Genomic DNA, 13294 nt, shown 5'->3' on the forward strand with positions numbered 1-13294 from the left:
GATTCCCAGCTGTATCCGCGTGAACGCCCGGCCTGGTCTAAGTATACCAAGGATTATGTGAACTGATTCCCAGCGCTTTTCGAGTGGCTCAGGGACGAAAACTAAGTATACCAAGGATTATGTGAACTGATTCCCAGCGTCAGCCCGGAATGGCGAAGCCCGTGGATAAGTATACCAAGGATTATGTGAACTGATTCCCAGCTGTCCGGCTATCTTGTCCCGGTGTGTGGTAAGTATACCAAGGATTATGTGAACTGATTCCCAGCGTATCCATCGTGTTATCGAACGGCACGATAAGTATACCAAGGATTATGTGAACTGATTCCCAGCCACATACAATCCGTAACAGCCCGAAAGATAAGTATACCAAGGATTATGTGAACTGATTCCCAGCGCGCGGCGGTTTTAGAGACAAGAACATTTAAGTATACCAAGGATTATGTGAACTGATTCCCAGCCGATGATTTCGGTGAGTGGCGGTACTATTAAGTATACCAAGGATTATGTGAACTGATTCCCAGCGTTTGACGGACGTGACCACATAGCCCTATAAGTATACCAAGGATTATGTGAACTGATTCCCAGCCGTGGTTCTGTCATGATCGCCTTGGATATAAGTATACCAAGGATTATGTGAACTGATTCCCAGCGAGCGCGGACGCTTTCAACTCAGCCTCATAAGTATACCAAGGATTATGTGAACTGATTCCCAGCCCGAACACGGTATCCAGGGCGCCAACTGTAAGTATACCAAGGATTATGTGAACTGATTCCCAGCATGCCCATTGCCTTATTTACCGTTTCAATAAGTATACCAAGGATTATGTGAACTGATTCCCAGCCTTATCGCGGCGGAGGACTGGGACGACCTAAGTATACCAAGGATTATGTGAACTGATTCCCAGCGCCGCGAACCTTTTGAAGAAAGGCCACATAAGTATACCAAGGATTATGTGAACTGATTCCCAGCCCCTGCTTGACGCGGCGTAAAAGCTCCCTAAGTATACCAAGGATTATGTGAACTGATTCCCAGCTTGCGTCCCACCAGGGGTTTCAAGGGGGTAAGTATACCAAGGATTATGTGAACTGATTCCCAGCTATGGGCGGAGCCGCCGCCGATATGCAATAAGAATATATGAGATTATGCTGAATAATACTCGACGGCGCTGGCGGTTACGTATGTATTATCCAGTGAGTGTTGTGAACCCAACCCCCGGGGAGCCAAAGTATCGGCTTTCGGAAAGGGACAAAAGTTAGGGGAGCTCCACCATCTTGTGCAGGGAACGGGCCGCTTCCGTGATGGTGCCGGAGATGGAGGGGTAAATCGTGAAAGTATTAGCAAACTGATCGACCGTCAGGCGATTCTTAACCGCGAGGGTAAGCGGAAAAATGAACTCCCCGGCATACTGCAGGCAAATGACTGCCCCGGCGATAGTCCGGGTGCGCCGACGGGCTAACAGTTTCACGAAGCCCTCGTCAATGCCGCGCATCCGGGCGCGAGCGTTGCGGGCAATCGGGAGCGTCACGCTCACACAATCGACCTCACCGGAATCGACTTGTTTCTGGGTCACTCCCACGGCCGCAATCTCGGGGTTGGTGAAAATATTGGAGGAGACCTGGTCCAGGTTCAGCGGCTCCACCGCGTCGCCCAAAGCATGCGCAATCGCAATCCTCCCTTGTGCAGAAGCCACTGAAGCGAGCAAGAACACGCCGGTGCAGTCCCCGGCGGCGTAGATACGATTCGCAGTCGTGCGCGAGACTCGGTCAATCTTAACGAACCCGCGCTCGTCGAGCTCCACACCGGCTTCCTCCAGACCCATCTGGTCCGTGTTCGGAATCGCCCCGACCGCCATCAACACGTGAGAACCTTTCAGCTCTCTGCCATCGCTCAACGTGACGACCACCCCGTCGTCGACCACGCGGGCAGCTTCGGCTCGGGAGTTGGCGCAGATATTGACCCCGTTCTTGGCGAAGACTTCCTCGATGAGCCGCGCCGCATCCGGGTCGTCATTGGGCAGCACGTGTTCGCGAGAACTCACCAAGGTGACCTTTACGCCCACCGAGTTGAACGCCGAGGCAAACTCGGCGCCGGTAACGCCCGAGCCGACCACGATGAGGTGCGACGGAACGGTCTTGAGAGAATAAATCTGTTTCCAAGTCAGGATGCGTTTGCCGTCCGGCATGGCTTTGGGAAGTTTACGCGGGCGCGCCCCGGTAGAAACAATGACCGCGTCGGCTTCGAAGCGACGTTCGCCCACCGTCACGATTCGCCGTCCATTATCAGCGGTTTCCGGCGAAATCGAGCCGCGTCCGCGAATCAGCTCCACCCCGGCTTCGCTCAGGCGGTGCGTAATCTCGGCGCTTTGTGTCCCCGCCATGCGTCCTACCCGGTCAAAAATACCCAGCACGTCAGCCGTGTAGGAGCTGCCTTCCTCCACAATGTTGAGTTCTCCGGCACGCCGCACGTTATCCATCCACACTGAGGAGGCAATCAACGTTTTCGAAGGAATCACATCGGTGAGAACCGCGGAACCGCCGGGACCCTGTTCCTCAATGAGAATCGTGCGAGCCCCGTGAACACGAGCCTGAGCTGCAGCTTCGTAGCCGCCAGGACCGCCGCCGATGATAACCACTGTTTGATCTTTACTGGACATGGTTTCATTGTCTCAAAAATCAAATGCGTGCGTGGCGCCAAACCGCGCAAACCTGTTTGACGGGGTGGTAATCCAGACAAGCGCTAGGCTTTGGATTTTTCGGTATTTTGAGTGCTGATTGTAAAGGTACGTGCATGAGCGACCGATTTCAGGGTGGGAGTTGTATTTTTGCCGACATCATATTTTGTAAAGATGCAGGTGAGAGTAATTTGGGTTTTAAAGAATCGGGTGCGAGTGAAGTGAAATCGGTCCTTCGTGCAACTTGTCTCTGATTCAGGCGCTAGAGAGTCCGGGTGCTTGCAATCCGCCGTTTTCACGGCGGCTTGCGCACCCTCCCTCGTTTTGTCACTAGGTCCGGGTGCTTGCAATCCGCCGTTTTCACGGCGGATTGCGCACCCCTTAGCCGAAGCGGCAAATGCCTTGCGGCTTTTTCGTGGCGGGCTTTGCCCGCCGCGCGCCTCTCTCAACAAGCCGCTTACGTAAGCAAGCTTACGACGCGCTTGTCGAGAGAGGCTCCGCCTGCTGCGCAGGCACGAAAACGCCGGTCAAGGCATGCGCCTTGACCGGCGTTGGGGTGGCTGACGAGATTCGAACTCGCGACATCCTGAACCACAATCAGGTGCTCTACCACTGAACTACAGCCACCATCGCTTGCGAAAAGCAACCCCACTATCGTACCGGATTTTGGCGCCCAGGCGAAACTCGTGCCCCGCCTACTGAGGAATCCGCCATTGGCGGCAACCTCACCGAACGTGCTTGTGCGCAAACACCATCCGTTTACTTGAAAGGCGAAGTCTGCACAATCCGGGCGGCCGCGGCCTGCAGTTCCTCCGTGCTGGGGCCCTCGCCCGCCGGCATCAGCACCGAACGGTAATAGCGCAGCTCATTGAGTGAATCGATGATGTCTCCCAAAGCCCGGTGATTGCCGGTCTTTTCAGGAGCCAAACCGTAAACCTTCGGATACCAGCGCATCGCCAGCTCTTTCAAGGTGGACACGTCAATAATCCGGTAGTGCAGCCAGTTGATGAGTTCCGGCATCTGTTTCGCCAGGAACGCTTTATCAGAATGCACTGAATTACCTGCCAGCTGCGCTTTTCCGGGTTCGGGGACATAACGTTTCACGTACTCCAAAACTTGGCGGCCGGCTTCCTGAACGCTCAAACCACCGTCAAGCTCGGCCAGCAGTCCCGACTTAGTGTGCATTTCACGCACGAATTCCCCCATGTGATTCATTGCGGTGGCACTGGGCTTTATCAGCAAATCAATACCAGAATCCAGCGGGTTCAATTCGGCGTCCGTGACGATCACGGCAACTTCAATCAGCTCGTCAACGTCCAAATCGAGCCCGGTCATCTCGCAGTCAATCCACACCAAAGAGTCGGTTTTTTTGTTTCCCATACTGTACTAATCTCCCATTCATTAATCGTATCCGGCGGCGAAATTTTCACCCACCGACCAAAGGCTCAGTTGCTTTCGTCATATAAGAATCGCTGCAAAATCGCGTCAAGATCCACCATCGAAACCGCTTTCGCCATGGCGCCGCGCAGGGGAGCAGACGAACCCAAGGCGCTCAAATGCAAGGTGGCGTCGGCTGCGCAATCGGGCAGGGCGATTTCGTTAATGGTCTCACGAACCTGGTTTAAGAAAGCCTCGCCCGCATAGGACAGCTCACCACCGATGACAATCATCTTTGGGTTTAAGATGTTGCACACTTGTGCCAGTACGTAGCCGATAGCGCGGGCGGCCTCGTGAATGCGTCGAGTAGCACGCACATCGCCTTCCTCGATGAGTCGATAGAGGTCATTCAATGTGTGCACCGGCATCCCCAGGCTGCGCAGCGAAGCCATAATCGCACTGGCAGAGGCCGTCATCTCCAGACAACCGCTGCCACCGCACTTGCACAACTCATGATGGTTCGGAATCGGGAGGTGCCCGATTTCACCTGAAATCCCGCCGGTTCCGTACAGGATTTTGCCTCCTGCCATGATGCCCGCGCCGATACCGGAAGAGGCCTCAATATAGACGAAATCATCGACGTCCTTCGCGGCTCCCCACATGTGCTCAGCCAAAGCACCGGCATTCGCGTCATTTTCAGTCAGAATCGGGAAAGGAGAAACCTCTTGGGCAATGTCCTCCAGGTTGATTCCGCTAAGCCCCGGAATCATAGCGGTGTAGTTGGACAAGCGGCCATCCGAACGAACCGCGTCGGCAACGACGATGCAGCCAGCCACAATCTGAGCATTTTTTAGCCCCTTGGCGGCCATCATCGAGTCAAACAGGTCAACCGCCATTTCCTTGTTGATGTCGGCGGTAGTTTCGGGCGGCAGCGGGATGACTCGCGTGTCTACAATCTCGTGATCCAGGGTAACAATCCCAACCCGCACCTGTTCGCGTTCCAGCGACACGCCCATGGCATAGCCAATATTAGGGGCAAACGCAATCGTGTTGCCGCGCCGGCCGGAAGCGGCTTCTGCCAGGCGTAAAATCTCGGCTTCAGTCAGTTCGCGAACGATGTTAGACACGGTTGCTGGAGCCAGCCCGGTGCGGCGGCTGATCTCGGCCTGAGATATCCCCCCCGCATCGATAATGGCAGCTAAAACGCGCTTTTGGTTTGCTACGCGCAGTGATGAAGGGGAACCGGGGCCTACAAGGTTTTCCATAGTCACGAGCCCCATTTTAGTAATTTTTTTCCTTTAAAAGGTTAGCCTTCCCCAGCAAATACACCTTTGGCTTCGTTTGTGTGCTAGCGCCCTCGGTGGGACTCGAACCCACATTGGGCGGTTTTTTAGACCGTTGCTATTCCGCTAAAAAGTCGAGTTTTCGTTGGTATTCCTTGCAAATGCCATATTTCCATGATACTGTAGAAACACGTTAAAACGCAAGATTTTACGGTGGCTTATGTCCTGTGTATGTCCTGCGAAAACCGGACTTTTGAGCAGCAAGGAGCGGAAAAGTGGCGGGCAAGGTCAGAAAAAACAGCTTTGGAAACGTGGATAAACGCCCCTCTGGCAATTATCGAGCGCGATACGCTAACCCGCGCTACGGGCTAGACGATAGCGAACCGCAATACATTAGCAGGACTTTCACCCATAAAACCAGCGCTCACGACTGGCTACACCAACAGAAAGCAGACATAGACCGGAATGTTTGGTTATCCCCCCTGCAAGCCCAGCAGCGCCTAGAACAAGAACGCCGGGAACGGGAAAGCAGTGAACGCAGTTTCGCTAGCTATGCGACCCAGTGGCTAGAGTTCAAGAAAACCGACTGGAAAAACAGTACGTCAGCCAGATATGAATGTGTTTTCCGTGACTATGTGTTGCCATATTGGGGCAAGCGGACAATCAGAGGAATAACTAAAGCTGACGTGCGCACCTGGATAGCCAAAGGCATCTCTAAAACAGACAAAGACGGTAAACAAGTCACCTATCCGAATAGCGCTAAGAAAGCCTATGAAATGTTCCGTGGCATTATGCTAGCCGCCGAATCAGATGAAGTAATCGACCGTGCACCATTAACCCCGGACATGATAAAGGTGCTGATTAAAAACGAACGTGAGTCACCTAACAGGCGTTCGCAGCGTGCCCTGACAGGCGAAGAACTCCACCTACTGGCGTACGGCAAAGACACTATAAACCAGGACGGCGAAAAGGTTCATATCAAAGGCTTACCCCCGCAATACGCCCTGTTTACCCTGTTTATGGCAGTCACCGGGCTACGTATCGGGGAGGCTGTAGCGCTACGCCGTAGTGACTTCAATTTCAAAACCAACACTTTCAAGGTTTCCAGGCAGTACACGCGCAACCAGATAGACACCCCTAAAACGAAAACCAGCGCTAGAACCATGCAAATGGCAGACGAACTAGCCGAAATGATGAAACAACACCTAGCAGCGCTACCGATGACCGGGAAAGACGGCCTAGTATTCCCCGGGAAAAACGGGGGTTTTATCGTCAGTAATTCTTATATTGAATCCCTGGACTATGCCACCAAACGCCTAGGGTTGGAAAAGTTCAGACCGCACGATTTACGCCGTACAGCGATAACTAATCTGCTGCAACAGGGCGTGTCGTTGAAAGACGTGCAAGACTTTTCCAGGCACGAAACACCCTCTCTCGTGTTACGCTACGCACAGGCGAACACGGCACAACACAAAGCGACCGCAACTATCGCATTCCAGGCCGCGCTAGCCACTACAGACAGCAACGTAACCCAGCTACCAACCGCGGCGAACAACTAGAGAATGAAGGACGATGGAGTATTCAACGATAACCCTTGTGCATAGTTACAAGGACAGGGAAAACACGTGGCATTTTAAGCACGGAAAAACAGTCATAGCGACCTTGAAAAAGCTTACAGCACTATACCCAAATGAAGAGGTGGGAATGTTCAGGGATGGGGAAATTTTTGAAGTATATCAGTTGCCTATAGAGATTGAACCTGTGCCTGGATTGTCGGAGTTGGCAAAAACCCCACGGTTAGAGACGCTAAAAACAGCCTCAGAGCTAAATCCAGACCTGACAGAATACGTTGCGGAACTGTTAGCGAAACAAGAAACGTGGATACCGAGAACCGGGGGCAAACAACCAACCCAGGAAGCAGGCAATTGGGGTTATGAACGTAAGAGAATGCCGCCAAGGTATTCAACGCTCACCAAGCAGAGAGAGAAGATCCAAGCAAGACTATTTGATGACGGGCTAGACCGGGCAAAAGTATCAGTGACCGTACCCGATTATGGAACCGTCGATTTTGACTTGCAAACGGTAGATACCCTGCACGTCACCTGTAAATGTGGGTTTGAAGTAATCCACCCTTTAGACGAATACAGAACGCGAATGATGGAAGATTACGGGAAAATCTACGCACAAGAACGCGAAATACCGCTTTTCTAAACACGCGAAACAACATTGGTGTAATATAAGAACGTAACCGCGTAACCCGGTGGCGGAAACTAACCGGGCGTGCTCATAAAATCGCGTGGCACGAACCCCCCAGCGTAACCGCGTAACCCGGTGGCGGAAACTAACCGGGCGTGCCTTTCAGCGCATGAACCCCCCCTAATGACGGGTGAAGTGTGCGCATTTTCGGCAATCTAGCAAGCATCTATCATTAGGTGTTCTTTTGCGCACGCGGAATGCAGAACAATGTCTACTAATCAGACAGCAACACTCACCCCCAAGGACTCTGTTCCTAGGGCTATGTACTCCCTGAAAGAAACAGCCCAAATATTGAATGTTTCTTACCGGGCTATCCAAGATTGGCAATATGCGAACCGTATCAAGACCGTGAAACTGGGTCGGCGTGTCATGGTTCCAGCCGCGGAAATCGACCGTATCGCTGTAGAGGGGGTGAAATAATGCGTTACAAATTCACTCTTTCCGACTCGATAGGCACTCTCGTTAGCGTCGATGCTACAGACCAGGCAACTACCGCGGAGGTTTTACATTGGCTCAAATCCTCACCCCTTGCACAGGTTCGTTGCATGGTTAGGGAACTCGAAACGGCAATCCTGGAAGATGAAGCCCACGGGTTAGAGTCGTTCGTCCTGACTCTCGAAAACGTTGAGGGGGACGAATAGATGAACAACGAAACGAACACCCCCGCCGAACAGTCAGCGGGGGCTATAAAAGAATTTTCGCTATACTCCAAGGCTACCACGATGCGGGCTGTAATATCGCAAAATACCGCGGCCGCGGAATGCTATATCAGGCAGGGTTGGAGGGTAACACCGTTCCTAGACGGGTTCAACACGGCAACCCTTAACGCTGACCAGGTTAGAGGTTATGGCAACGATTGGGGTAACGGTGTTTACGGTGTTCCACCAAAGGGGACGCTAATAATCCATGTAGACCCCCGTTGTGGCGGTTGCCTTAAACAGTTAGCGGATATTTGTGGCGGGCGTATTCCTCGGACGCTTATAGCGAAATCTGGAGACTTCGGTTTTTCCTGTTATGTGTTTTTCCGGTGTGACCCAGGTGTTAAACCGAATCTGCACCCGGTAACACAGTTAGGTGAGGTTTTCCCTGGTTTGCACCTATATAAGGGCGGGGAATGTTTAATACCTCTTCCGCCTACGATGTTTCCTAAAACCCTTGTGTCTGGCAGTTGGGACACGGGCAAACCTAACACCGTAGGGATACCCAATAATTTGGCTTCCTATATTGGTTCAGCCTCTGGGAGCCTTGTGGACGCTGTAGAGGGGTATTCAAGGCTGATGGATAGATATGTTTGCCGAGATGACCGGGTTGCTCCTTTTGACGCGGCTAATGCGCGGCTCATTGAGGCAACACAAGGAACACCTGTAGCGGGGATACAGATAGGCCGGGCGGTTGGGGACGCGGTGGCACGCAACCGGGCGGGGCAAGGTGTGGGCTTGAGACCCGAACAGGGGGCGGCTCTGGCTTGCGGTTTTCCCGCGGACTATTTGCCTAGCCTCTACCGTGAGGGGGTGCAGCTTTGAGTAAGAGCATACAGAATAATCAAGAGGTTTTCGAACAACCTGAGACACCGCCGAAACGGTACAGCTTGAAATGCATGGCTGATATTCAGATGGAACAGCCGCGATTCTTTTGGGACGGTTTTATTCCCGCTAACACGGTTGGTTTTATTGCCGGTGCGGGGGGTTGCGGTAAATCCACTTTTGTCTCCTGGATAGTTGCTAAGTTTACGCGAGGCACGCTACCGGGAGCCTATGAGGGCATACCGGGGCGGGTGTTGATGGTCAGCCCTGAAGATTCGCCCGCGGCTACCACAAAGCCTCGGTTGGAAGTGAACGGTGCTGATTGTACACGGATACAAATGCTGACGACTAAAGTGTTTGCCGCCGGGAAAGAACACGAGCGGGAACTAACGCTCCCTAGAGATATGCCAGACATTACTCAAGCGGTAACCGATTTTCGTACATATTACCCTGACGAGCCTTTACTGGTTGTTTTAGACCCGATAACAGCAGTCATGAGTGGGGACGAAAACAAGGCTCCAGACGTGCAAGCAGTTGTCTACCCGCTCAACGCTTTAGCTCAGGACTACGGTGTGACGATTATAGGAATCAAACACAACCGTAAGGGGGTGGGAATCGCTAGCGAGATGATGGCAGGGGCGAAAGACTGGCAGACAGCCGCGAGATGGGTGATAGCCGTTGCAAAACGGACAGACCTACCCCCTGGCTCAACTGACACTAGCGTGTTTCAGGTTGCGAAACTCAACAGTGCAAAGAAGCCAGAAACCGCTTACGAGTTCACTATCACCAGCGAGATAGCTGGTGTTGATGAGTCAGGAAAACCGGTAGAGTCGAGCAAGGTTAGCGACCCGGTGGAATCTCAAACAACTTTCGAAGAGGCTATCTGTTCCGAACGCGACATTTTGATAGACGGGGAAACCCAAAACGAGAGGCAAGAAATCGCCGATTACATTAGGGAACGCCTCCAGGCTAAGGGTGTGGTTTTAGCCATGGAACTAACCAAAGAATGTGTAGAGGTTTTCCCAGTAACCGATAAAACTGTAAGACGTGCGTTCAATCAGTCAGGAGCAAAACGCTACCGGACTAAGGAAGTGCCTCCGAAAATAGTTTGGTATTTGCCGGAAATGTTTTCCTCGGAGGAACAGCTGAAACAGTATCTATCCGGGAACACAAAAGTTGAACCGCCTACCCTTATAGATGAGGGGGGTGTCCGTACTGGGAAAAATAGCCCCGAAAACGGGGTAAATGCCCAGGTGGTTCCTGAAAGGACAGGGGGTGTCCTTACTGGGAAAGATTTAAAGGGAAAACAGGGTAAAACCCCAGGTCAGCCCAGCAAGGACGGGGTAAAAGGTAAAACCCCAGGTCAGCCCAGCAAGTCCAGCACGGACACTCATAGCCCTAAGGAGGATATTGGGAACCTCACCCCTCTACCCTTTGAGGAAATAGAAAACTAGCAACCAACGAACAACCCCCCAAGCGGGTTCCGGCCAACCAAACTAAGAGGGCTGAACCCGCTGAGGGGCGTTCGACAAAACAAATACCTACAGGCATAAAACCCGTACAAACTCCGTGCGCCTATACGCGGAAGCGGTCTTGCTTGGGTTTGGGGTAAGCCCCCCTGTAGGGGTTGCCCTCAAGATTGACCCCGCCGGTGAGGATAGAATTTTGATATGGGAAACGAGGTACCGCGGCCGTGGGAAAGGCTACCAGGGGAAACGAATACCGCCTGGGAGGCTTTTCAAACGTATCTCGGTCTAGGTGAACAACGCACCTATGAACAGGCCGCTAAGAAACTGGGTAAGTCCGTAGGCACTTTGCAGCATTGGACAAAACGGAACCGGTGGAAAGAACGCGCCTGTGAGTTCGACTGGTACAACTGGAAACTAGAGAACCCACAAGGTGAGAACAGTCTGCTATTCCAAGAGGGATTTTCACGTGGCTACGCCAAGGGTGTTAGGGACGGCAACCGTGAGAGGGTGAACCTGTACATGACAGACGAAGAATTTGAGCTGAGCAGAAAACTAACCGCTGTTCAGGTGAAAACCTACCGCGGTAGAAAGCCCCGTTGCAGTTTCCTAACATGGCTGGAAATACAACAACGACTCGAAGAGGAAACCCTAGCGCGAAAGATTATAAACATGGGGCTAGGGCATCTAATCGGGGTGAACCCCGAAACAGGGGAACAAGACCCCGAATTTATTGGCTAGATTCAGTTCGACACAAAACGTTGCGCTAGAGGCAAAAATACCGCAACTAAAACCCGCTTAAATGGCGTACCCGGAACCAGGGAGTAAAACGGTAGATACGACAGACCGAAAACCCAGGAAAACAGCTACTCTTTGCAACAGGGAAACCGGCCGCGGGCAACGCTTAAATCATGGGGTAAAAACCACCCTAAAACTACACAAAAGTTCAGTTCCAGAAAAAACCCTGTGGACAGGGGCAAACAGACCTCTCTCGAACCGTATCACGAGGGGCGTAGACGAAAACAGACCCGTTAGCGGCCACAAGGGGCACGAGTGCCCGTTCACACCGTAGAACAGCCACCGCCGCTCTTGTGGAGGCAATGCCGGGGGTAGGGGATACCCACCAGGGAGGTCGTGGAGCGGTGTGGTGAAATGCCACCCCCTTGTAATGGTGATACCTAGGGTTTCAAGGGGGTAACGAAACGTAACCCCCTTTTTTTCTAGTGTGGGTCTGATGAGGGAACGAAACAGTCCCCCTTGGTTGCTGGTTGCGCTACTTGCGCTATAGACAGGCCGGTTAGGGAAACAATCTCAGCTATTAGTTTCAGGTTAGGTTCCGTGGTGCCCTCCAGGCATTGCGCTAGATAGTTTTCGTCAGCGTCTAACAGGCGTGCCACTTGGCCGATGTCGTGGAGGTTATGGGCGCGTTGAATATGGTGCGCTATGCCAGGGTTGAGTTTCACACCGGGCACGGGGCGGGCTACTTCAGAGTTCAGGTAGTCAGCGTTAGCACGGTTTGGGGCATTGTGGTCTTGCGTTCCTGTGGTGGCTTTGACTGTTTGCGCGCGTACCGGCCGGGTGTAGGTAGTTGTGGTATCGGCCGCGGTAGGGGCGGCGGGTGTGAGTGTGTTCATTGTCGTTTTCTTTCCGTTGTTTAGGGACGGAACACCGTAGACGAAAACTGTTTCGCTTATGTCCTGGGTATGTCCTGACAGGGTATCCAGGTTTATCTAAACATGACTTTCTAGCGTTATTGCAACGTTTATAGTTGCGCCCTCGGTGGGACTCGAACCCACAACCTACGGATTAGAAGGCCGTTGCTCTATCCATTGAGCTACGAAGGCTGGCCGGTTAACCAAAAATCTGCTAACTCGACCAGTTTAGCTTATTTCCGGCATTCTCGCCCCTGTGAATAAATGGGTTATCCACAGGTAAAAAAATCTTGTCTTGGACCATTCGAGTCTTTGCGAAACCCTCGAACTGAGAGCTGTTCTATCTGGCAGCTATCAACAGTTACGAACGCCGGGGCGTTCGGGAAAGGAAAACAATAATGAGCTCCATGACAGTAACAGTAAGCGGGTATTTGGGAAATACTCCTGTCTTGCGCCAGACCTCCGCCGGCACCCACTGGGTCCGGTTCTCTCTGGCCTGCAACGCCAGTTATCGTGACGCCAACGGCAACTGGACCAGCGGGGAAACCACGTGGTTCAACTGCAAAGCCTGGGGGACTTTCGCTGTCAACATTGCGGAGTCACTGCACAAGGGCGATCCGGTCGTTGCCCAGGGACGTTTAGTTCCCGGTACTTACGAACATACCGACCAGACGACCGGTGTCGTTGAAAAACGGCCGGAACTCGCTTTGCACCTGACCCATATTGGGGTTGACCTGGTGCGGACCACTTCGATAAACATCAAGTATGCCAAGGAAATCGCCAGTGATGAGAACTGTGCAAAACCGAGCAAATTCGATATTTCCGCGGACTCTCTGAATACCGTGAAGGGCGCGGAATTCGCGCAGACGGAGTCGGACCTCGTCGAGAGCGCGGAAAGTCTCGACGAACTAGACGTTGAAATCGAAGCCGCCGATGAGGAGTCTTTGGTCGGCGCGGGGGCTGATGGGGTTCCGTTCTGAAAAAGATTCGCGATTTCCGTTAGCATATTGGGGGTGCGGGTATTAGACCCCACCCCCAATAGACCTCCGGGCCAGATGCTGCTCG

General features: G+C 52.7%; 11 protein-coding genes, 2 tRNA genes, 1 pseudogene and 1 CRISPR repeat array. Of the genes and pseudogenes, 8 read left to right on the top strand and 6 right to left on the bottom strand.

The genetic code is table 11. The annotated features are described in order from the left end of the window. Window positions 1–38 precede the first annotated feature (38 nt). Window positions 39–1098: a CRISPR direct-repeat array (repeat unit 36 nt; unit sequence TAAGTATACCAAGGATTATGTGAACTGATTCCCAGC). Between the two features lie 155 nt (window positions 1099–1253). The 4 genes from SPI05_RS05640 to SPI05_RS05655 form a co-directional block, all read right to left on the bottom strand. Further along, entirely contained in the window at window positions 1254–2654 is a 1401-nt protein-coding gene (locus tag SPI05_RS05640) for an NAD(P)H-quinone dehydrogenase (RefSeq protein WP_321076914.1), read from the bottom strand. Window positions 2655–3224: 570 nt separating this feature from the next. Continuing rightward, window positions 3225–3299: transfer RNA gene (locus SPI05_RS05645), tRNA-His, on the bottom strand. 132 nt (window positions 3300–3431) lie between these two features. After that, window positions 3432–4052, bottom strand: coding sequence for an oligoribonuclease (gene orn, locus SPI05_RS05650; protein WP_321076916.1), 621 nt, complete (start codon window positions 4050–4052; stop codon window positions 3432–3434). A 65-nt stretch (window positions 4053–4117) separates the two neighbouring features. After that, window positions 4118–5329 (bottom strand): ROK family transcriptional regulator, encoded by a 1212-nt coding sequence (locus SPI05_RS05655; RefSeq protein WP_321076918.1) that lies wholly within the window; start codon window positions 5327–5329, stop codon window positions 4118–4120. A gap of 278 nt (window positions 5330–5607) precedes the next feature. Between SPI05_RS05655 and SPI05_RS05660 the strand changes: the two genes are divergently transcribed. The 7 genes and pseudogenes from SPI05_RS05660 (at window position 5608) to SPI05_RS05685 (ending at window position 11318) form a co-directional block, all read left to right on the top strand. Beyond that, window positions 5608–6891 (top strand): site-specific integrase, encoded by a 1284-nt coding sequence (locus tag SPI05_RS05660; protein WP_321076920.1) that lies wholly within the window; start codon window positions 5608–5610, stop codon window positions 6889–6891. Window positions 6892–6904: 13 nt separating this feature from the next. Further along, a complete protein-coding gene (locus SPI05_RS05665; RefSeq protein WP_321076922.1) occupies window positions 6905–7543 on the top strand; it encodes a hypothetical protein in 639 nt (212 codons plus the stop codon). Window positions 7544–7795: 252 nt separating this feature from the next. After that, window positions 7796–8008 (top strand): helix-turn-helix domain-containing protein, encoded by a 213-nt coding sequence (locus SPI05_RS05670; protein ID WP_321076924.1) that lies wholly within the window; start codon window positions 7796–7798, stop codon window positions 8006–8008. 302 nt (window positions 8009–8310) lie between these two features. Beyond that, window positions 8311–8628 (top strand): annotated as a pseudogene (locus SPI05_RS08990) (bifunctional DNA primase/polymerase); the annotation flags it as partial. A 237-nt stretch (window positions 8629–8865) separates the two neighbouring features. Then, window positions 8866–9111, top strand: coding sequence for a hypothetical protein (locus SPI05_RS05675; RefSeq protein ID WP_321076926.1), 246 nt, complete (start codon window positions 8866–8868; stop codon window positions 9109–9111). Continuing rightward, the gene (locus SPI05_RS05680; RefSeq protein WP_321076928.1) at window positions 9108–10565 is read left to right on the top strand and encodes an AAA family ATPase; all 1458 of its coding nucleotides are present in this window, start codon (window positions 9108–9110) and stop codon (window positions 10563–10565) included. Before SPI05_RS05675 ends, SPI05_RS05680 begins: the two co-directional genes overlap by 4 nt. Window positions 10566–10781: 216 nt before the next feature. After that, window positions 10782–11318 carry a hypothetical protein gene (locus SPI05_RS05685; RefSeq protein WP_321076930.1) on the top strand — a complete coding sequence of 179 codons (537 nt, stop codon included), beginning with the start codon at window positions 10782–10784 and terminating at the stop codon, window positions 11316–11318. Window positions 11319–11797: 479 nt separating this feature from the next. Here SPI05_RS05685 and SPI05_RS05690 read toward each other — a convergent pair whose 3' ends face one another. Continuing rightward, window positions 11798–12211 (bottom strand): hypothetical protein, encoded by a 414-nt coding sequence (locus SPI05_RS05690; RefSeq protein WP_321076931.1) that lies wholly within the window; start codon window positions 12209–12211, stop codon window positions 11798–11800. Between the two features lie 137 nt (window positions 12212–12348). Then, window positions 12349–12421, bottom strand: a tRNA-Arg gene (locus SPI05_RS05695). A gap of 215 nt (window positions 12422–12636) precedes the next feature. On the opposite strand from SPI05_RS05695, the gene SPI05_RS05700 reads away from it, so the two are divergent. Then, window positions 12637–13209, top strand: a complete 573-nt coding sequence (locus SPI05_RS05700; RefSeq protein ID WP_321076933.1) for a single-stranded DNA-binding protein — start codon at window positions 12637–12639, stop codon at window positions 13207–13209. Window positions 13210–13294: the final 85 nt, after the last annotated feature.

The sequence above is a fragment of the Mobiluncus sp. genome (genome assembly GCF_034180645.1).
Classification (GTDB): Bacteria; Actinomycetota; Actinomycetes; order Actinomycetales; family Actinomycetaceae; genus Mobiluncus.